The 20,283-nt window shown below is 54.7% G+C and carries 19 protein-coding genes, 1 tRNA gene and 1 pseudogene; 1 reads left to right on the plus strand and 20 read right to left on the minus strand.

The window, feature by feature from the left end:
- Positions 1-188, plus strand: a 188-nt coding sequence (locus GWQ31_RS21160) for a hypothetical protein (protein WP_275910217.1), incomplete at its 5' end; no start/stop codon positions are given.
- Positions 189-286: 98 nt separating this feature from the next.
- Here the strand turns inward: GWQ31_RS21160 and gmhB are convergent.
- The 20 genes and pseudogenes from gmhB to tuf (GWQ31_RS21260) form a co-directional block, all read right to left on the minus strand.
- Complete coding sequence (gmhB, locus tag GWQ31_RS21165; protein WP_275910218.1) at positions 287-829, minus strand: D-glycero-beta-D-manno-heptose 1,7-bisphosphate 7-phosphatase; 543 nt, start codon at positions 827-829, stop codon at positions 287-289.
- Positions 830-940: 111 nt separating this feature from the next.
- Positions 941-2,125, minus strand: a complete 1,185-nt coding sequence (gene tuf, locus GWQ31_RS21170; RefSeq protein ID WP_059168183.1) for an elongation factor Tu — start codon at positions 2,123-2,125, stop codon at positions 941-943.
- Positions 2,126-2,179: 54 nt separating this feature from the next.
- A complete protein-coding gene (gene fusA / locus GWQ31_RS21175) occupies positions 2,180-4,285 on the minus strand; it encodes an elongation factor G (RefSeq protein WP_005318585.1) in 2,106 nt (701 codons plus the stop codon).
- A gap of 74 nt (positions 4,286-4,359) precedes the next feature.
- Complete coding sequence (gene rpsG / locus GWQ31_RS21180; protein WP_005318583.1) at positions 4,360-4,830, minus strand: 30S ribosomal protein S7; 471 nt, start codon at positions 4,828-4,830, stop codon at positions 4,360-4,362.
- 93 nt (positions 4,831-4,923) lie between these two features.
- Complete coding sequence (rpsL, locus tag GWQ31_RS21185; protein WP_005306278.1) at positions 4,924-5,298, minus strand: 30S ribosomal protein S12; 375 nt, start codon at positions 5,296-5,298, stop codon at positions 4,924-4,926.
- Positions 5,299-5,481: 183 nt separating this feature from the next.
- Positions 5,482-5,760 (minus strand): sulfurtransferase complex subunit TusB, encoded by a 279-nt coding sequence (gene tusB / locus GWQ31_RS21190; protein ID WP_017412466.1) that lies wholly within the window; start codon positions 5,758-5,760, stop codon positions 5,482-5,484.
- A gap of 7 nt (positions 5,761-5,767) precedes the next feature.
- Positions 5,768-6,124 (minus strand): sulfurtransferase complex subunit TusC, encoded by a 357-nt coding sequence (gene tusC / locus GWQ31_RS21195; protein WP_234579243.1) that lies wholly within the window; start codon positions 6,122-6,124, stop codon positions 5,768-5,770.
- A 9-nt stretch (positions 6,125-6,133) separates the two neighbouring features.
- Positions 6,134-6,526 carry a sulfurtransferase complex subunit TusD gene (tusD, locus tag GWQ31_RS21200; RefSeq protein WP_005318576.1) on the minus strand — a complete coding sequence of 131 codons (393 nt, stop codon included), beginning with the start codon at positions 6,524-6,526 and terminating at the stop codon, positions 6,134-6,136.
- A gap of 86 nt (positions 6,527-6,612) precedes the next feature.
- Entirely contained in the window at positions 6,613-6,993 is a 381-nt protein-coding gene (locus tag GWQ31_RS21205; protein ID WP_005318574.1) for a RidA family protein, read from the minus strand.
- Between the two features lie 25 nt (positions 6,994-7,018).
- Positions 7,019-7,735, minus strand: a complete 717-nt coding sequence (locus GWQ31_RS21210) for a transcriptional regulator (protein ID WP_005318572.1) — start codon at positions 7,733-7,735, stop codon at positions 7,019-7,021.
- A 196-nt stretch (positions 7,736-7,931) separates the two neighbouring features.
- Positions 7,932-12,236: a DNA-directed RNA polymerase subunit beta' gene (rpoC, locus tag GWQ31_RS21215; protein WP_005318570.1), complete on the minus strand. Its 4,305-nt coding sequence runs from the start codon at positions 12,234-12,236 to the stop codon at positions 7,932-7,934.
- Positions 12,237-12,327: 91 nt separating this feature from the next.
- Positions 12,328-16,356: a DNA-directed RNA polymerase subunit beta gene (gene rpoB, locus GWQ31_RS21220; protein ID WP_169046969.1), complete on the minus strand. Its 4,029-nt coding sequence runs from the start codon at positions 16,354-16,356 to the stop codon at positions 12,328-12,330.
- 222 nt (positions 16,357-16,578) lie between these two features.
- Complete coding sequence (rplL, locus tag GWQ31_RS21225; protein WP_005318565.1) at positions 16,579-16,941, minus strand: 50S ribosomal protein L7/L12; 363 nt, start codon at positions 16,939-16,941, stop codon at positions 16,579-16,581.
- Positions 16,942-16,992: 51 nt separating this feature from the next.
- Entirely contained in the window at positions 16,993-17,493 is a 501-nt protein-coding gene (gene rplJ, locus GWQ31_RS21230; protein ID WP_005318563.1) for a 50S ribosomal protein L10, read from the minus strand.
- Positions 17,494-17,749: 256 nt separating this feature from the next.
- Positions 17,750-18,451 carry a 50S ribosomal protein L1 gene (gene rplA / locus GWQ31_RS21235; protein WP_005318560.1) on the minus strand — a complete coding sequence of 234 codons (702 nt, stop codon included), beginning with the start codon at positions 18,449-18,451 and terminating at the stop codon, positions 17,750-17,752.
- Positions 18,452-18,455: 4 nt separating this feature from the next.
- A complete protein-coding gene (gene rplK, locus GWQ31_RS21240; RefSeq protein WP_005318556.1) occupies positions 18,456-18,884 on the minus strand; it encodes a 50S ribosomal protein L11 in 429 nt (142 codons plus the stop codon).
- A 133-nt stretch (positions 18,885-19,017) separates the two neighbouring features.
- Entirely contained in the window at positions 19,018-19,569 is a 552-nt protein-coding gene (gene nusG / locus GWQ31_RS21245; RefSeq protein WP_005318554.1) for a transcription termination/antitermination protein NusG, read from the minus strand.
- A gap of 9 nt (positions 19,570-19,578) precedes the next feature.
- A complete protein-coding gene (secE, locus tag GWQ31_RS21250) occupies positions 19,579-19,950 on the minus strand; it encodes a preprotein translocase subunit SecE (RefSeq protein WP_005318552.1) in 372 nt (123 codons plus the stop codon).
- A gap of 60 nt (positions 19,951-20,010) precedes the next feature.
- A tRNA-Trp gene (locus GWQ31_RS21255) sits at positions 20,011-20,087 on the minus strand.
- A gap of 53 nt (positions 20,088-20,140) precedes the next feature.
- Positions 20,141-20,283: pseudogene (gene tuf / locus GWQ31_RS21260) on the minus strand (elongation factor Tu); the annotation flags it as partial.

Consider the following 20,283-nt stretch of genomic DNA (forward strand, 5'->3'; position numbering starts at 1 on the left):
ATGCTGTGAGTGCCCACACAGATTGCTTGATTCAAATTGTTAAAGAGCGACGCAACAGTGTGTTGCTGCGGGAGTGGAATTCTACTCAACCGCCTTCTCGAGTCAAGCCTTATTTTCAAAGGCTTTTTGAGGTTATCGACTTGGCTTTCTGCGTTGCCGCTTGCCCTGTCGATGGAGGCGCATTATAGGGAGTTGAATCTTTCTGGCAAGCAGATAATTGCAAAAAGATGGCTTTCATCAACCGTTCGCTCATAAAGCCACCAATACGCATGTTAAGCGCACGAAATCAGCCCGCGACAGGCACTGAAACGGCGAAAGCGTGCAGGTTGTCGTAGATGGCATCCGCCAAGGCGATGCCGGCGTCAGTCACAGGTTTGCCAGTACGCACCATGACTTTATGACCAACCTTGGCACTGGCAGCCGCTTTCAGGTCGGAAGGTTTGTCGCCAACCATATAAGAACGACTCATGTCGACGTCCAGCTCCTGTTGTGCCAACAGCAACATGCCAGGTTCAGGTTTGCGGCAATCACAAGGGGTGCCGAGATCCGGGTGATGTGGACAGAAATAGATTCCATCGAGATCCACATCCCGATCGGCCAGTGACCAATCCATCCATTCGGTCAGATTCATGAAGTCATCTTCACTGAAGTAGCCGCGGGCAATACCAGACTGATTGGTAACGACGATCAACAGATAGCCTTTCTTCTTTAACAGTTGCAGGGCTTCGATCACACCGGGCAGGAAATGGAAGTCATCGACTTGGCTGACATAACCTGTGTCTTCGTTGATGACACCGTCACGGTCCAGAAAAATGGCGGGCTTGCTCACTGGGGACTACCTCAATAAATGATTTTGCAAAGTATCTCATAAGGCATAAGACCCAAAAAGAAAAAGGGGCGGCCGAAGCCACCCCTTTTGATGTTTGTAATAACGAATCGATTAAGCGATTACGCTAGCTACAACACCGGCACCTACGGTACGGCCACCTTCACGGATAGCGAAACGCAGGCCGTCGTCCATTGCGATCGGTGCAATCAGGGTAACAACCATTTTGATGTTGTCGCCTGGCATTACCATCTCTACGCCTTCCGGCAGTTCGATGGTACCGGTCACGTCGGTTGTACGGAAGTAGAACTGCGGACGGTAGCCTTTGAAGAACGGGGTATGACGACCACCTTCTTCTTTGGACAGTACGTACACTTCAGATTCAAACTTGGTGTGCGGCTTGATGGAGCCCGGCTTGGCCAGTACCTGACCACGCTCTACGTCTTCACGCTTGACGCCACGCAGCAGCGCGCCGATGTTCTCGCCTGCACGACCTTCGTCCAGCAGCTTGCGGAACATTTCAACACCGGTACAGGTGGTAGAAACGGTATCTTTGATACCCACGATTTCTACAGTCTCACCGACTTTGACGATACCGCGCTCTACACGACCGGTTACTACGGTACCACGGCCAGCGATGGAGAATACGTCTTCGATAGGCATCAGGAACGGCAGGTCAATTGCGCGCTCCGGCTCCGGGATATAGGTATCCAGGTGGCCAGCCAGCTCGATGATCTTCTCTTCCCATGCAGCGTCGCCTTCCAGCGCTTTCAGCGCGGAACCACGAACTACCGGCAGGTCATCACCCGGGAAGTCATACTCGGTCAGCAGTTCACGAACTTCCATCTCGACCAGTTCGAGCAGCTCTTCGTCATCTACCATGTCGCACTTGTTCATGAACACGATCATGTACGGGATACCAACCTGGCGACCCAGCAGGATGTGCTCACGAGTTTGCGGCATCGGGCCGTCGGTCGCGGCTACTACCAGGATCGCGCCGTCCATCTGGGCAGCACCGGTGATCATGTTTTTAACGTAGTCGGCGTGACCCGGGCAATCTACGTGCGCGTAGTGACGGATGGCGGTGTCGTATTCTACGTGGGAGGTGTTGATGGTGATACCACGCTCACGCTCTTCCGGTGCCTTGTCGATCTGGTCGAAGGCGAAAGCTTTACCACCGAAGTGCTTGGCCAGCACGTTGGTGATGGCGGCAGTCAGAGTGGTTTTACCGTGGTCAACGTGGCCGATGGTACCCACGTTAACGTGCGGTTTGTTACGCTCAAATTTTTCTTTAGACACGACGTAGTCCTTCTAGGTTAAACCCGCCTACCGTCGTAGGCGGGGAATCATAAATTACTTGGATTTGCGCTCTTCGATAACTGCCTGAGCCACGTTGTTCGGGGCGTCGGAGTACTTAGCGAATTCCATTGCGTAGGAAGCACGACCTTGGGTAGCGGAACGCAGTGCGGTCGCATAACCGAACATTTCGGCCAGCGGAACCAGGGCACGTACGATCTTGCCGGACGGGCCGTCTTCCATACCTTCGATCAGGCCACGACGACGGTTCAGGTCACCGATAACATCGCCCATGTAATCTTCCGGAGTCTCGACTTCGACCTTCATGATCGGTTCGAGCAGTACCGGATTGGCTTTCATGTAACCAGACTTGAAGGCCATGGAAGCAGCGATTTTGAACGCCAGTTCGGAGGAGTCAACATCATGGTAAGAACCGAAGTGCAGACGCACGCCCAGATCCATTACCGGATAGCCTGCCAGCGGGCCGGATTTCAGCTGCTCACGGATACCCTTGTCAACACCCGGAATGTATTCACCAGGAATCACGCCGCCTTTGATGTCGTTAACGAACTCGTAGGCTTTGCCGGCTTCCAGCGGGTACATGTCGATAACGACGTGACCGTACTGACCACGACCACCAGACTGCTTGGCGTGCTTGCCTTCGACATCCTTGACGGTTTCGCGGATGGTTTCACGGTAGGCAACCTGAGGCTTACCTACGTTCGCTTCAACCTTGAACTCGCGACGCATACGGTCAACGATGATGTCCAGGTGCAGCTCACCCATACCGGCGATGATGGTTTGGCCAGATTCTTCGTCAGTCCATACGCGGAAAGACGGATCTTCCTGCGCCAGACGGCCGAGTGCCAGACCCATCTTCTCTTGGTCAGCCTTGGTTTTCGGCTCAACCGCGATGGAGATTACCGGCTCCGGGAATTCCATACGCTCGAGGATGATCGGTGATTTTTCGTCACACAGGGTGTCACCAGTGGTCACGTCTTTCAGACCGATGGCGGCAGCGATATCGCCTGCGCGAACTTCTTTGATCTCTTCACGCTTGTTGGCATGCATCTGAACGATACGGCCGAAACGCTCGCGCTTCTCTTTGACAGAGTTCAGCACTGAGTCACCGGAGTTAACCACACCGGAGTAAACGCGGAAGAAGGTCAGGTTGCCTACGAACGGGTCGGTGGCAATCTTGAACGCCAGAGCAGCGAACGGCTCGTCATCAGATGCATGACGCTCGTCTTTGGTAACGCCGTCCAGCTTCAGGCCGTCGATGGCAGCTACGTCGGTCGGAGCCGGCAGATAGTCAACCACGGCATCCAGCATGGCCTGTACGCCCTTGTTCTTGAACGCGGAGCCACAGGTAACCAGGATGATTTCATTGTTCAGAACGCGCAGACGAAGAGCTTTCTTGATCTCTTCCTCGGTCAGTTCTTCACCACCCAGGTATTTTTCCATCAGGTCTTCAGACGCTTCAGCAGCGGCTTCAACCAGGGACATGCGCATTTCTTGCGCCTGTTCCAGCAGCTCGGCCGGGATCTCTTCGTAATCGAAGGATACGCCTTGGTCAGCTTCGCTCCAGTTGATGGCTTTCATCTTGACCAGGTCGATAACGCCCTTGAAGTTCTCTTCTGAACCGATGTTCAGTTGCAGAGGAACCGGGGTACCTTTCAGACGGGTCTTGATGTGCTCAACGCAGCGCAGATAGTTCGCACCGGTACGGTCCATCTTGTTGACGAACGCAATACGGGGAACTTTGTATTTGTTAGCCTGACGCCATACGGTCTCAGACTGTGGCTGTACGCCACCTACGGCACAGTACACCATCACGGCGCCGTCCAGAACACGCATTGAACGCTCTACTTCGATAGTAAAGTCAACGTGGCCGGGGGTATCGATGATGTTGATACGGTGCGGTTGGAACTGTTTACCCATACCGGACCAGAAAGCGGTGGTCGCGGCGGAGGTGATGGTGATACCACGCTCTTGTTCCTGTTCCATCCAGTCCATGGTGGCTGCGCCATCGTGAACTTCACCGATCTTGTGACTTACACCGGTGTAAAACAGAACGCGCTCGGTAGTAGTAGTCTTACCGGCGTCGATGTGAGCGGAGATACCGATATTACGATAACGCTCAATGGGGGTTGTACGAGCCATTGTCATCCTCTTACTAGGAGCGGACCCCTAGATAACTGAAGGTGCGCAGAGCCAAAAGACCCTGCGCAAGCGGATTACCAGCGGAAGTGAGCGAAGGCCTTGTTCGCTTCAGCCATACGGTGAACGTCTTCACGTTTCTTGACAGACGAACCCTTATTGTCAGCGGCATCCAGCAGCTCGCCAGCCAAACGCTGAGCCATTGATTTTTCACCACGTTTACGAGCGGCGTCAACCAACCAGCGCATTGCCAGGGCATTGCGACGGACCGGACGAACTTCTACCGGCACCTGATAGGTTGCACCACCGACACGACGAGATTTAACCTCGACGGCCGGACGAATGTTGTCCAGGGCTTCTTCGAATACGGCCAGGTGATCTTTGCCAGATTTGGTGGCAATGATGTCCAGCGCGCCATATACGATGGCTTCGGAAACAGATTTCTTACCGTCAACCATTACTACGTTGACAAATTTAGCCAGCAGCTCTGATCCGAACTTGGGATCCGGCAGGATTTTACGCTGACCAACAACACGACGTCTTGGCATTTCAAATTCTCCGTAACTTCAGGGGTTACCCAAAACTAGAAAGTTATCTAACTAGAAACGAATTAACGTTTGGCCTTACTTAACGGAGAACCATTAAGCTTTCGGACGCTTCACGCCATACTTGGAGCGAGCCTGCTTACGGTCTTTAACACCGGCACAGTCCAACGCACCACGAACGGTGTGGTAACGAACACCTGGCAAGTCTTTTACACGACCGCCACGGATCAGCACAACGGAGTGCTCTTGCAGGTTGTGACCTTCACCACCGATATAGGAGGTGACTTCGAAGCCGTTGGTCAGACGTACACGGCATACTTTACGCAGTGCAGAGTTAGGCTTCTTCGGGGTGGTGGTATATACACGAGTGCACACGCCACGCTTCTGAGGGCACGCTTCCAGCGCAGGCACGTTGCTTTTAACAACGAGCTTGATGCGTGGCTTGCGAACCAACTGGTTAATAGTTGCCATCAAAAGGCTCCTGATAATGACTTCATAAACATGTGAAAAATCCTCCCCGCAGATACGGGGACGCGAAATTTTATGCCCTGTTGTCAAGGGAGTCAAGATTTATACAATCCGTGCCGCAAAAGGGCACAATGGATCCCTTGTAAAGAGTCATAACTGACTGAACTTCATCGATAAAAATGGATGCTAGCCGCCCCAGGTCTGTGGTGACCCTTTTTCGGCGATCAACGCGACCAGACCGGCCATATCCAGATCCATCCCGATCCTCTGCTGCAATCCCCTCGCCTGCAAGTCTTCTCGCATCACATAGAGCGGAATATCTGCCAATCGCTCGCACCATTGAGGGGCCGTAGCCGCGATAACGGCATCCTGCATCAGCACCAAGAGGTCATCCGGCTGGCGATAGCAGAGCGCCTGTTCCAGATCCTGGCTCAGGAAGGGGGACGTCAGTATCAGCTGTATCATGGTCACCTCAAAAACAGATATGGGTAGCGCATTGGCCCCACTGGCGGCAGATATCGGCACGGGAGAGGCTCTCAGCAGGGATCAGCAGGTCATCCATCGTCAGACCACGTTCGGCAAGCGAGTCGGCACACACATAGACTTCCTCGATGTCATACAGCTCCAGCAGCTTGAAGGTCGGTGCATAGTGGCGCTGCAAGATGGCTTGAGGATGCTGCTCCCTGACCAGTTGCAAGACACCGTCACCGATGAGGAACAGGGCGAGCGACTCGGTCAGCGCCGAGGTCGCCAGCAAGGCATCCAGCCCTTCCCGTCCGGCGGCGGTACCATGGGGACCACGCCGACAGATGAAAGCTATCTTGTTCATCTCACCCTCCTAGAACTGGACAAAGCGATCGGCGGTCAGGCTGGCTTCAGCCAGCTGACCCAGCCCACTCAAGCAAAATGGTGCCTGCAGGTTGAACTGCACCTTGCCTGCCCCCTTCGCCTCAGTCTCATCAAGCACACCACGCCGCATGGCGGCAGCAACGCACACATCGATACGTATCCCCTGCCCTATGGCCAACTCACGCCACAGCGCCACCAGGTTGCTCTCATCGGAGGCGGGAGCGTGCAGTTCGTTGCCATTGCAGACTCCATCCTGATAGAAGAACAGGTGTGATAGCCGATGCCCTTGTTCGATGAGGCTCAAGGCAAAACGGTAGGCGGTGCTGGCCGACTGGGTGCCATAGGCAGGCCCCGTCACCAACAGGGCGAAACTCAAACTCATATCCGGACTCCTGTGCAGGTCTCTGTCCATTCTACGCCAAAAACAAAAAAGCCCCTCCAGGGAGGGGCTCTTCATTCAGCCGTGGATCAGACGTAAGCGATGGCTTCGACTTCAACCAGCACATCTTTGGGCAGACGGGCCACTTCCACACAGGAGCGGGCCGGCGCCGAGTCACCAAAGTAGCGTGCATAAACCTGGTTAAAGGCAACGAAGTTGTTCATGTCGCTGAGGAAACAGGTGGTCTTCAGCACCTTGCTGGTGTCGGCACCCGCCGCCTTCAATACTGCAACCAGGTTCTTCATCACCTGCTCGGCCTGCGCTTCGACGCCGCCAGCCACGATCTCCATGGTGGCAGGATCAAGCGGGATCTGCCCGGAGGTGAAGACCAGCTCGCCCAGTTTGGTAGCCTGAACATACGGACCAATTGCGGCTGGTGCCTTGTCGGTTGCAATAACTTCTTTAGCCATTCTTGTCTATCCCCTTCTATGGCGCTTACTCGTTCTCGTCTTCACCCTGCTTGCGCTGTCGGATGTACAGATAAACGGTATGTTTGGAAATATTCAGTTTGTCGGCGACCAGATTGATCGAGTCCTTGATATCAAATATGCCCTTCTCGAACAGCTGGGTCACGATAAACCTGTTTTTAGCATTGTTGGCAACGGTCGGATCACGGTTGATCTCATCAATGGTGTTATCCACCGTCTGGGCGACCAGCTCTTCCACACTGTTGGCAAACGTCTCCGGTGACTGGCGCTCAACTTGTTGCGGCGTCGGAAAAAACTCGGCGACAAACTCGTGAAAAGGCGCATTGATGTGCAAGTTGATGCAGATAAGACCGATCACCTGCTTGTCACTGTTCCTGATGGCGATGGTACTCGACTTCATCAGGGCACCGGTACGGCTGCGAGCAAAATAACTCTGGGTGTAATCCTGGCCGGTATTCTCTATGTCCTTGAGCATACGCAGCGCGAGATCGGTAATGGGGGCCCCCTCATTCCGTCCCGTATTGAACCCGTTGGCAATCTTGATCACGGACTCGTGCAGATTTTCCAGGGAGTGAAGAACCACTTCACAGTGCTTGCCGAACAATTCGGCCAAGCCTTCGATAAGCCCTCCATAGGAGCGCAACAATTCCCTGTCTTCGTCTGTAAAAGTGCGACCGATCAGTTGCTCTTCGGGAAGCATCACTTCCTCGATACCGACAGTCATGTTCTACCTCTGTAATAACCATTCAACTTTCCCGAGTTTTCAATTGCGGGGGGGCAAAGTCAACTTTTTTTGATTTTTTACTCTCCAACCTTGCTCTGGATCATCCGAATATCCGCGTGGCGACTGGCTTTGACGAGAAAACAGCCAATAAAAAGGGCCCCTTGAAGGAGCCCTTTTCGATCACTGCAGCAGAAGATTACTCTTCGTCAAAGCTGCCGGATGCGTTGAGCAGATCCGCCAGATTTTGCTGAGCTTCGTCGGCAGTCACCTGCGGTACACCAACAGCACGGGCTGCGGCGGCACGCTGGTTGATCCGGGCATGGTGGTAGGCAAAGCCGGTACCAGCCGGGATCAGACGACCCACGATCACGTTCTCTTTCAGGCCACGCAGTTCATCACGCTTGCCGCCAACGGCCGCTTCGGTCAGAACACGAGTGGTTTCCTGGAAGGAAGCCGCGGAGATGAAGGACTCTGTGCTCAGGGATGCCTTGGTAATACCCATCAGGATATGACGGAAGGTGGCCGGAGTCTTGCCCTCGGCAACCAGCTTACGGTTGGCAATCTTCACGCGAGCCACTTCAACCTGCTCGCCTTCGATAAGGTCAGTGTCGCCAGCGCTCAGGATCTCGCACTTGCGCAGCATCTGACGAACGATGACTTCGATGTGCTTGTCGTTGATCTTAACGCCTTGCAGACGGTAAACGTCCTGCACTTCGTTGGCGATGTAGTTGGCGACCGGGCTGATACCGCGCAGACGCAGGATGTCGTGAGCAGATTCAGGACCGTCTGCCAGCACTTCACCCTTCTCGACTTTTTCACCTTCGAACACGTTCAGGTTACGCCACTTCGGAATCATCTCCTCGTAGACGTCGCCACCATCAGTCGGGGTAATGACCAGACGGCGTTTGCCCTTGGTCTCTTTCCCGAAGGAGATGGTACCGGAGATCTCGGCCAGGATAGCCGGTTCCTTCGGTTGACGTGCTTCGAACAGATCCGCAACGCGCGGCAGACCACCGGTGATGTCCTTGGTACCACTGGACTCTTGCGGGATACGCGCGACCGCGTCACCCACGCCCACGTTGGCACCATCTTCCAGGTTCACGATTGCCTTGCCCGGCAGGAAGTACTGGGCGGCAACGTCGGTACCCGGGATCATGACATCCTTGCCGTTCTGGTCGACCAGCTTCACGGTCGGACGCATCTCTTTACCGGCGCTCGGACGTTCGTTGACATCCAGCACGACGATAGAGGAGAGACCGGTCAGCTCGTCGGTCTGACGAGTGATGGTCACGCCATCGATCATGTGCTCGAACTGGAGGCGACCCGCCACTTCAGTGATGATCGGGTGGGTATGCGGATCCCAGTTGGCGACGGTATCACCGGCGCTCACGGCCTGGCCATCTTTCACTTCCAGCACGGAACCGTAAGGCAGCTTGTGGCTTTCCTTGGTACGGCCCATGTCATCCATGATGGTCAGTTCGGTAGAACGGGAGGTGATAACCAGTTTGTCATCGCTGTTGTGAACGAACTTGGCGTTCTGCAGCTTGATGCTACCTGTGTTCTTGACCTGGATGCTGCTCTCGGCAGCAGCTCGGGATGCGGCACCACCGATGTGGAAAGTACGCATTGTCAGCTGGGTACCCGGTTCACCGATGGACTGGGCGGCGATAACACCGACAGCCTCACCCTTGTTAACCAGGTGACCACGGGCCAGATCACGGCCGTAGCAGTGAGCACAGTTACCGAAGTCAGTTTCACAGGTGATGGCAGAACGTACCTTCACACGGTCAACGGAGTTGCGCTCCAGCAGGTCACACAGCTGCTCGTCGAGCAGGGTGTTGCGCGCTACCAGAATTTCGTCTTCAGTACCCGGCTTGATCACGTCATCGGCAACCACACGGCCCAGTACGCGCTCACGCAGCGGCTCGACCACGTCACCACCTTCGATCAGCGGAGTCATCCACAGACCTTCAACAGTGCCGCAATCGTCCTCGGTGATCACCATGTCTTGTGCCACGTCAACCAGACGACGAGTCAGGTAACCGGAGTTAGCCGTCTTCAGTGCGGTATCCGCCAGACCCTTACGGGCACCGTGAGTGGAGATGAAGTACTGCAGTACGTTCAGACCTTCGCGGAAGTTAGCCACGATAGGGGTCTCGATGATGGAGCCATCCGGCTTGGCCATCAGGCCACGCATACCGGCCAGCTGACGGATCTGGGCTGCGGAACCCCGCGCACCAGAGTCGGCCATCATAAAGATGCTGTTGAACGACGCTTGCTCTTCTTCTTCACCCAGCGAGTTGACATCACGCTCTTTGGACAAGTTCTCCATCATGGCCTTGGAAACACGCTCGTTGGCGCTGGCCCAGATATCGATAACCTTGTTGTAGCGTTCGCCCGCGGTCACCAGACCGGACAGGAACTGGTCCTGGATCTCGGCAACTTCGGCTTCGGCAGCGGCGATGATGTCTTTCTTGGCATCCGGGATGACCATGTCATCGATACCAACGGACGCACCGGACAGGGCCGCATAATGGAAACCGGTATACATCAGCTGGTCAGCGAAGATAACGGTGTCCTTCAGACCCTGCTTGCGGTAGCAGGTGTTCAGCAGACGGGAAATGAGCTTTTTACCCAACGCCTTGTTGGAAACACTCTTGATCCAGTTCTGCGGATTGGCATCCAGATCGGCCTGCTCTGCAGCAGTCAGCACCTTGGGCTCATCGATCAGGGCATATTCCATGCCTTTCGGCAGGATCAGGCTCAGGATAGCACGACCAACAGTGGTGTTCTTCAGCTCGGTACGCTCTACCAGCGAATCATCTGCCTGACGGAGATATTCGGTGATACGTACTTTGACGCGAGCATGCAGATCGGCCAGACCGGCGCGATATACCTTCTCGGCCTCTTTCGGGCCGGCCAGCACCATACCTTCGCCCTTGGCGTTGATACGGGCACGGGTCATGTAGTACAGACCCAAGACCACGTCCTGGGAAGGAACAATGATCGGCTCACCGGAGGCAGGCGACAGGATGTTGTTGGTAGACATCATCAGCGCACGTGCTTCCAGCTGGGCTTCCAGGGTCAGCGGTACGTGGACCGCCATCTGGTCACCATCGAAGTCCGCGTTATAGGCGGCACAAACGAGCGGGTGCAGCTGGATGGCCTTGCCTTCGATCAGGGTCGGTTCAAACGCCTGGATACCCAGACGGTGCAGGGTCGGTGCACGGTTCAGCAGAACCGGGTGTTCGCGGATCACTTCGTCCAGGATATCCCAAACGACAGCTTCTTCACGCTCCACCATCTTCTTGGCGGCCTTGATGGTGGTCGCCAGACCGCGGGATTCCAGCTTGCCATAGATGAACGGCTTGAACAGTTCCAGCGCCATCTTCTTCGGCAGACCGCACTGATGCAGACGCAGGGTCGGACCTACGGTGATAACGGAACGACCAGAGTAGTCGACGCGCTTGCCCAGCAGGTTTTGACGGAAACGACCTTGCTTACCCTTGATCATATCGGCCAAGGATTTCAGCGGACGCTTGTTGGAACCTGTGATGGCACGACCACGACGGCCGTTGTCCAGCAGGGCATCCACGGACTCTTGCAGCATGCGCTTTTCGTTGCGCACTATGATGTCCGGTGCAGCCAGGTCCAGCAGACGCTTCAAGCGATTGTTACGGTTGATCACGCGACGATACAGATCGTTCAGATCGGAAGTCGCGAAACGGCCGCCGTCCAGCGGTACCAGCGGACGCAGGTCCGGCGGCAGCACAGGCAGCACTGTCATGATCATCCACTCCGGCTTGTTGCCGGACTGCAGGAAGGCTTCCATCAGCTTCAGACGCTTGGTGGTCTTCTTGCGCTTGGTTTCGGAGTTGGTCTGATCCAGCTCCTCACGCATGGTCTTGACTTCACCTTCCAGATCGATGGCACGCAGCAATGCAAGGATTGCTTCGGCACCCATCTTGGCGTCAAATTCGTCGCCCCACTCTTCCAGTGCGTCCAGATAGTTCTCTTCGGAGAGCATCTGGCTGCGCTCGAGGTTGGTCATGCCGGGTTCGATCACTACATAGGATTCGAAATACAGCACGCGCTCGATGTCACGCAGGGTCATGTCCAGCAGCAGACCGATACGGGACGGCAGGGACTTCAGGAACCAGATGTGGGCAGTCGGGCTGGCCAGCTCGATATGGCCCATACGCTCGCGACGGACCTTGGTCTGGGTCACTTCTACGCCACACTTCTCGCAGATCACACCACGGTGTTTCAGGCGCTTGTACTTGCCGCACAGACACTCGTAGTCCTTCACCGGTCCGAAGATACGGGCACAGAACAGACCATCACGTTCCGGCTTGAAAGTCCGGTAGTTGATGGTCTCAGGCTTTTTGACCTCACCGAATGACCAGGAGCGGATCATGTCAGGAGAGGCCAGACCGATCTTAATACTGTCAAACTCTTCGGTCTTGGTCTGAGCCTTCAAAAACTTGAGTAAGTCTTTCACGTGTTTCCCCTGTCAGGAGTCTAACCTCGGCGCCCCTACTGCCAAAGCAGCGGGGCGCCCACGTCAATTCTCGAACAATAAGAGCGAGCTCTTACTCTTCGTCCAGCTCGATGTTGATACCCAGAGAGCGGATTTCCTTCAACAGTACGTTGAAGGATTCGGGCATGCCCGGCTCCATACGGTGGTCGCCATCCACGATGTTTTTGTACATCTTGGTACGGCCATTCACATCGTCAGACTTGACGGTCAGCATTTCCTGCAGGGTATATGCCGCACCGTAAGCCTCCAGGGCCCACACTTCCATCTCACCGAAACGCTGACCACCGAACTGCGCCTTACCACCCAGCGGTTGCTGGGTAACCAGGCTGTAAGAACCGGTAGAACGCGCATGCATCTTGTCGTCTACCAAGTGGTTCAGCTTCAGCATGTACATGTAACCCACGGTGACCTTACGCTCGAAGACGTTGCCGGTACGACCGTCGAACAGGGAGATCTGACCGGATTCCGGCAGATCGGCCAGCTTCAGCAAGGCTTTGATTTCGTGCTCTTTAGCACCATCAAAGACAGGTGTAGCGACCGGCAGACCCTTGCGCAGGTTACCCACCAGGGTACGTACGTCGTCGTCAGACAGCTCGGCGATGTCCACTTGCTTGGTGTCCTTCTCGCCCAGGTCATAGACCTGTTGCAGGAAGTCACGCATCTCGTGCAGCGCGCGCTGTTCCTTGATCATGCGGTCGATCTTCTCGCCGATACCCTTGGCAGCAAGGCCCAGGTGTACTTCGAGGATCTGACCGATGTTCATACGGGACGGTACGCCCAAGGGGTTCAGTACGATGTCGACCGGACGGCCGTATTCGTCATGAGGCATATCCTCGACCGGGCAGATCTTGGAGATAACACCCTTGTTACCGTGACGGCCCGCCATCTTGTCACCCGGTTGGATGCGACGCTTGACTGCCAGGTAAACCTTGACGATTTTCAGTACGCCCGGCGCCAGATCATCACCCTGGATAATCTTGCGACGCTTGTTCTCGAACTTCTTGTCGAAGTCGGCTTTCAGCTCGATGTGCTGTTCGGCGATCTGTTCCAGCTCGATCTGCTTGGCTTCATCTTCGATGGCCAATTCAAACCACTTGGTACGATCCAGCTTGTTCAGACGATCTTCGCTGTAACCGGCGGCCAGCAGCAGGTTGCGGGAGCGGCCGAAAATGCCGTCTTCCAGGATCTTGAACTCTTCGGTCAAGTCCTTCTTCGCTTCCTTCAGCTGCATCTCTTCGATTTCTTTGGCGCGCTTGTCTTTTTCCACGCCATCGCGGGTAAAGACTTGCACGTCAACCACGGTACCGTACACACCGTTCGGCACACGCAGGGAGGAGTCCTTCACATCGGACGCCTTCTCACCGAAGATGGCGCGCAGCAGCTTCTCTTCCGGCGTTAGCTGGGTTTCACCTTTCGGTGTTACCTTGCCGACCAGAATGTCGCCGCCCTTCACTTCGGCACCCACGTAGACGATACCGGACTCGTCCAGCTTGGACAGAGCGGCTTCACCCACGTTCGGGATGTCGGCAGTGATCTCTTCCGGACCCAGCTTGGTGTCACGGGAGATACAGGCCAGTTCCTGGATATGGATGGTGGTCAGGCGATCTTCCTGAACAACGCGCTCATTCACCAGAATCGAGTCTTCAAAGTTGTAACCGTTCCACGGCATGAACGCGACGCGCAGGTTTTGGCCCAGCGCCAGTTCGCCCAGATCGGTAGACGGACCGTCAGCAACCACGTCACCGGCCATGACCGGCTCACCCAACATCACGCAAGGACGCTGGTTGATACAGGTGTTCTGGTTGGAACGGGTGTACTTGGTCAGGCTGTAGATGTCGATGCCGGCTTCGCCTGGCAGCAGCTCATCTTCGTTGACCTTGATAACGATACGGGAGGCATCGACGTAGTCGATCATGCCGCCACGCTTGGCCACTACGGTTACACCGGAGTCAACGGCCACGGCGCGTTCCATACCGGTACCTACCAGCGGCTTGTCAGCACGCAGAGTCGGTACGGCCTGACGTTGCATGTTCGAACCCATCAGGGCTCGGTTAGCATCATCGTGTTCCAGGAAGGGGATCAGAGCGGCTGCCACAGATACGATCTGCTGCGGGCTCACGTCCATATACTGGATCTGGTCGGCGTTCATAAAGGTGGATTCACCTTTGTGGCGGCACGGGATCAATTCATCTTTCAGACGGCCATCTTCGGTGGTCGCGGCGTTAGCCTGTGCGATCACGTACTTGCCTTCTTCAATAGCAGACAGATAGTCCACTTCGTCGGTGATCACACCGTCAATGACTTTACGGTACGGCGTCTCGAGGAAACCATACTCGTTGGTACGAGAGTACACGGACAGAGAGTTGATCAGACCGATGTTCGGACCTTCAGGAGTCTCGATAGGGCACAGACGACCGTAGTGAGTCGGGTGCACATCTCGAACTTCAAAACCGGCACGCTCACGGGTCAAACCACCCGGGCCCAGCGCAGAGATACGGCGCTTGTGGGTGACTTCGGACAGCGGGTTGTTTTGGTCCATGAACTGAGACAGCTGGCTGGAACCAAAGAACTCTTTGACTGCGGCGGAGATCGGCTTGGCGTTGATCAGATCCTGCGGCATCAGAGTGTCCAGGTCGCCCAGGGAGAGACGCTCCTTGACCGCACGCTCGACACGCACCAGACCGACACGGAACTGGTTTTCAGCCATTTCACCGACAGAACGGATACGACGGTTACCCAAGTGGTCGATATCGTCCACTTCGTCATTGCCGTTACGGATGTCGATCAGGCGCTTCATGACTTCGACGATGTCGTCTTTGGTCAGAGTGCCAGCGCCGGTCTCATCTTCACGGGACAGACGACGGTTGAACTTCATCCGACCTACGGTAGACAGGTCGTAACGCTCGGAAGAGAAGAACAGGTTCTCGAACAGCTGTTCTGCTGCTTCACGGGTGGGCGGCTCGCCCGGACGCATCATGCGATAAATTTCGACCAGGGCTTCCAAACGGCTGGAGCTGGAGTCGATACGCAGGGTCTCGGACATGTAGGCACCGTGATCCAGTTCGTTGGTGAACAGAACCTCGAAGTGCTTGAAGCCGGCTTGGGACAGGTTGGCAACCGCTTCCAGGCTCAATGCCTGGTTGGCAGTCACAACCATTTCGCCAGTTTGCGGATGCATGTAGTTCTTGGCAGCAACTTTGCCAACAACATACTCAACCGGTACCTCAATCTGGGTAACGGCATCTTTTTCCAACTGACGGATGTGACGCGCAGTCACACGACGACCGGTCTCAACCACCACGGCGCCATTGGCCACGATGTCAAAGGTCGCAGTTTCACCACGCAGGCGCTCCGGCACCAGATCCATCATCAACTTGCCATCTTTTACTTCAAAACCTATGGTCTCGAAGAAGTTGGCCAGGATTTCTTCGGAACTGAAGTCCAGGGCGCGCAGAATAATGGAAGCCGGCAATTTACGACGACGGTCGATACGGACAAACAGGTTGTCTTTTGCATCAAACTCGAAGTCCAGCCAGGAACCACGGTAGGGGATAACGCGGGCGTTATACAGCACCTTACCGGATGAATGAGTTTTGCCTTTATCGTGGTCGAAGAAGACGCCCGGGCTACGGTGCAGCTGGGAGACGATTACCCGCTCGGTACCATTGATAACAAAGGTGCCGTTCTCGGTCATGAGCGGAATTTCGCCCATGTATACTTCTTGTTCCTTGATGTCTTTGACGGTGCCGGCAGCTGCTTCACGATCGTACAGAACCATACGAAGCTTGACACGCAGCGGCGCGGAGTAGGTCACTCCACGGATCTGGCATTCTTTTACGTCAAATACCGGCTCACCCAGGCGATAGCTGACATACTGAAGCTCAGCACTACCGGAGTAACTGGTGATCGGGAAAACGCTACGGAAAGCGGCCTCTAGGCCATATTCACCTTCCGGGTCAGCCTCGATGAACTGCTTGAAGGAGTCCAGCTGAATGGACAACAGATAAGGCGTGTCCAGTACCTGGTCTCGCTTACCGAAGTCCTTACGAATGCGTTTTTTTTCGGTATAAGAGTAAACCATAGGGTTCCTCAGCTCGCTGATAAGTGACCCACTCTGTCCCGCGGGACAGCTCTGTCTCAACACCGTTTTGTGTTGGCCCGGACGATGATACGGTCCGGATTGCTGGTGCACCGAGAGTCGTAAACGGTGTGAAATGCTCTCAGTCTACAGCGCAAAAAGGCTGGTGAACAAATATTCACCAGCCCTAGCCTGTTTTATCAGGCTAATCTACATAAATGCAGATTATTTGATCTCAACAGAAGCACCAGCTTCTTCAAGCTGCTTCTTCAGAGTTTCAGCTTCATCTTTGGAGATGGCTTCTTTCAGGTTGGCAGGAGCGGCTTCTACCAGGTCCTTGGCTTCTTTCAGGCCCAGACCGGTAGCGGCACGAACAGCCTTGATGACGGCAACTTTGTTGGCACCAGCAGCAGTCAGAACTACGTCGAACTCGGTTTTCTCTTCTACTGCTTCAGCAGCCGGACCGGCAGCAACAGCAACAGCGGCAGAAACACCGAACTTCTCTTCCATAGCTTCGATCAGCTCAACAACTTCCATTACGGACATGGAAGCAACGGCTTCGATGATTTGGTCTTTAGTGATAGACATGACAAAAATTCCTGATGTTGAATAAACTCAAACAGCCTAAATAGGCGAGAATCAAGCAGCAGCTTGTTTCTGATCACGCACAGCAGCGATGGTACGAACCAGCTTGCCAGCAGAGGCTTCTTTCATAGTCGCCATCAACTTCGCAATTGCTTCGTCGTAAGTCGGCAGCGTGGCCAGACGATCAATTTGTGCTGCGGCGATAAACTCACCGTTAAAAGCGCCGGCCTTGATTTCGAACTTTTGGTTCGCTTTGGCAAACTCTTTGAACAGACGAGCAGCAGCGCCCGGGTGTTCGTTGGAGAAAGCAATCAAGGTAGGACCAGTCAATACGTCGTTCAGGCACGCGAATTCGGTACCTTCAACCGCACGACGCAGCAGGGTGTTACGCACAACGCGCATGTACACACCGGCTTCACGAGCGGTTTTACGCAGGACGGTCATCTTGTCTACAGTGACGCCGCGAGAATCGGCTACAACTGCGGACAGGGCGCCTTTGGCAGCTTCGTTGACTTCAGCAACAATTGCCTTTTTGTCTTCGAGTCCCAATGCCATTGGCTTAACTCCTGGATTGAATCTGAGTCTCATGACTCAGTACTGACACATCCCCCCTACCTTCACAACAGAGGGGAACGATGCGGTAGCAGGATTCCAGAAGAGAAAGAATCTTTCTCGCTGGGTTTCCGGCACCGTCTACGCAGGAAGGATTAAGGCTTTGCAGCCTCCTGCGGTCTTGGACGGAGGTCGAAGCCCCCAACCAATCAAGGCGCAAAATTATAGATTAAATTTTGCGCCTTGTAAAATCCATCAATTAGCCCTGAGCTTCCAGAGAAGCTTGGTCTACAGCAACACCGGCACCCATGGTGGTGGAGATGCTGACTTTCTTGATGAAGATACCTTTGGCGGAAGACGGCTTAGCCTTTTTCAGGGCAACCAGCAGTGATTCCAAGTTTTCTTTCAGCTGAACTTCGTCGAAAGAAACCTTACCCAGAGTGGTATGGATGATACCATTCTTGTCATTACGGTAACGAACCTGACCGGCTTTGGCATTCTTCACAGCTTCAGCAACGTTCGGGGTTACAGTACCGACTTTCGGGTTCGGCATCAGGCCACGCGGGCCCAGGATTTGACCCAGTTGACCAACAACACGCATGGCATCCGGGGATGCGATCACGACGTCGAAGTTCATCTCGCCTTTCTTGACCAGATCGGCCAGGTCATCCATACCAACCAGTTCAGCACCGGCAGCTTTGGCAGCTTCGGCGTTGGCACCCTGGGTGAATACGGCAACACGTACATCACGACCGGTACCGTGCGGCAGTACAGTAGCACCACGAACGTTTTGGTCAGATTTACGAGCATCGATACCCAGGTTGACAGCAACGTCAACGCTTTCAACGAACTTGGCGGTAGCCAGTTCTTTCAGCAGGGCAATGGCTTCGTTGATGGAGTACTCTTTGGTACCGTCAACTTTTTCGCGAATAACGCGCATACGCTTGGAAAGTTTTGCCATTGTCTTAATCCTCCACTACCAGGCCCATGGAACGAGCGGAGCCTGCGATGCAACGTACTTTTGCATCCAGATCGGCACCGGTCATATCCGGCTCTTTGGTCTTGGCGATTTCTTGCAGCTGGGCAACAGTCACCTTACCAACCTTGTCTTTGTTCGGCTTGGCTGAACCAGACTGGATACCGGCAGCTTTCTTCAACAGGAAGGCAGCGGGCGGAGTCTTGGTTTCGAAGGTGAAGGAACGGTCGCTGTAAACGGTGATCACGACCGGAGTCGGTGAGCCTTTTTCCAGCTTCTCTGTACGAGCGTTGAACGCCTTACAGAATTCCATGATGTTAACACCGTGCTGACCCAGAGCAGGACCAACGGGAGGGCTGGGGTTAGCACTGCCAGCCTTAACTTGCAGCTTGATATAAGCTGTGACTTTCTTAGCCATTAGAAAAATACCTCAGAAATGGGTTCTAGCGCCTCGGAGACATGCTCCTGCAAACGGCTCCCCAACTAATAAAGGGGCAGCGAATTATAGTGACATTCGCTGCCCCTGACAACCGTTAACGTACAGAGTTTAATCAGCCCTTTTCGACCTGACCAAAATCCAGTTCTACCGGCGTTGAGCGACCGAAGATCAAAACGGAGACCTTCACGCGGCTCTTCTCGTAGTCCACCTCTTCAACGGTACCGTTGAAGTCGGCGAACGGACCATCGGCAACCCGCACCATTTCACCCGGTTCAAACAGGGTTTTCGGACGCGGCTTGTCGTGGGCATCTTGCAGACGGTTCAGGATCGCATCGGCTTCCTTATCAGAGATAGGAGCCGGGCGATCAGAGGTGCCACCAATGAAGCCCATCACACGCGGTACGTTACGCACCAAGTGCCATGTGGTTTCATCCATGAGCATCTGAACCAGCACGTAGCCCGGGAAAAATTTGCGCTCACTCTTGCGCTTCTGGCCAGCACGCATCTCGACCACTTCTTCAGTCGGGACCAGTACTTCACCGAACATGTCTTCCATGCCATGCATCTTGATATGTTCGCGCAGGGATTTAGCTACCCGACCTTCATAGCCGGAGAATGCCTGCACGACATACCATCTCATACGTTGTTCACGTTGTTCAGTCATGGCTTATCCTTACACTCCGGTAATCAAGTTGACCAACCAGACCAAGGCACCGTCCAGCATGAACAGCAACAGCCCCATCACGGCAGTCACCGCCAGCACAATCAGGGTTGTCTGAATGGCTTCCTGACGGGTCGGCCATACGACCTTGCGGACTTCCAGGCGAGACTCACGGGCAAATGCCAGTGTCGCCTTTCCCTTGGTGGTTTGCAGGGCTACTGCACCAGCAGCAGCAATGACAACGACCACACCCAGGGCGCGGACGGCAGCGACAACATCGTTGAGCAGGTAATTACCCACTACAGCGGCCGCCAGGATGATGAAAACCAGGCCCCAAAGCAGGGTATCCTTGCTTCCGCCCTGGCTCTCAGAACTAACACTCATACAACCCACCTGTATCTGACGTAACCAAAGACACAAAAGCCCCGTACGAGACGAGGTATATGGCAGGGGCGGCAGGACTCGAACCCGCAACCATCGGTTTTGGAGACCGCTGTTCTACCAATTCGAACTACGCCCCTACATAAGAAAGCCCCTATTATAGGGGCTTTGCTTTATTTATGTAAGCCAAAGATTAAGCAATCACGCTGGCTACAACACCGGCACCTACGGTACGGCCACCTTCACGGATAGCGAAACGCAGGCCGTCGTCCATTGCGATCGGTGCAATCAGGGTAACAACCATTTTGATGTTGTCGCCTGGCATTACCATCTCTA

It is taken from the genome of Aeromonas sp. 2MA4 (assembly GCF_029237305.1).
Taxonomy (GTDB): domain Bacteria; phylum Pseudomonadota; class Gammaproteobacteria; order Enterobacterales; family Aeromonadaceae; genus Aeromonas; species Aeromonas salmonicida.

What these genes read in the sequence shown, in the direction of transcription:
- fusA (WP_005318585.1), bottom strand. Translation starts at nt 4,285, where the DNA reads ATGGCTCGTACAACCCCCATTGAGCGTTATCGTAATATCGGTATCTCC.
- rpsG (WP_005318583.1), bottom strand. Translation starts at nt 4,830, where the DNA reads ATGCCAAGACGTCGTGTTGTTGGTCAGCGTAAAATCCTGCCGGATCCC.
- rpsL (WP_005306278.1), bottom strand. Translation starts at nt 5,298, where the DNA reads ATGGCAACTATTAACCAGTTGGTTCGCAAGCCACGCATCAAGCTCGTT.
- tusB (WP_017412466.1), bottom strand. Translation starts at nt 5,760, where the DNA reads ATGATACAGCTGATACTGACGTCCCCCTTCCTGAGCCAGGATCTGGAA.
- tusC (WP_234579243.1), bottom strand. Translation starts at nt 6,124, where the DNA reads ATGAACAAGATAGCTTTCATCTGTCGGCGTGGTCCCCATGGTACCGCC.
- tusD (WP_005318576.1), bottom strand. Translation starts at nt 6,526, where the DNA reads ATGAGTTTGAGTTTCGCCCTGTTGGTGACGGGGCCTGCCTATGGCACC.
- GWQ31_RS21205 (WP_005318574.1), bottom strand. Translation starts at nt 6,993, where the DNA reads ATGGCTAAAGAAGTTATTGCAACCGACAAGGCACCAGCCGCAATTGGT.
- GWQ31_RS21210 (WP_005318572.1), bottom strand. Translation starts at nt 7,735, where the DNA reads ATGACTGTCGGTATCGAGGAAGTGATGCTTCCCGAAGAGCAACTGATC.
- rpoB (WP_169046969.1), bottom strand. Translation starts at nt 16,356, where the DNA reads ATGGTTTACTCTTATACCGAAAAAAAACGCATTCGTAAGGACTTCGGT.
- rplL (WP_005318565.1), bottom strand. Translation starts at nt 16,941, where the DNA reads ATGTCTATCACTAAAGACCAAATCATCGAAGCCGTTGCTTCCATGTCC.
- rplJ (WP_005318563.1), bottom strand. Translation starts at nt 17,493, where the DNA reads ATGGCATTGGGACTCGAAGACAAAAAGGCAATTGTTGCTGAAGTCAAC.
- rplA (WP_005318560.1), bottom strand. Translation starts at nt 18,451, where the DNA reads ATGGCAAAACTTTCCAAGCGTATGCGCGTTATTCGCGAAAAAGTTGAC.
- rplK (WP_005318556.1), bottom strand. Translation starts at nt 18,884, where the DNA reads ATGGCTAAGAAAGTCACAGCTTATATCAAGCTGCAAGTTAAGGCTGGC.
- nusG (WP_005318554.1), bottom strand. Translation starts at nt 19,569, where the DNA reads ATGACTGAACAACGTGAACAACGTATGAGATGGTATGTCGTGCAGGCA.
- secE (WP_005318552.1), bottom strand. Translation starts at nt 19,950, where the DNA reads ATGAGTGTTAGTTCTGAGAGCCAGGGCGGAAGCAAGGATACCCTGCTT.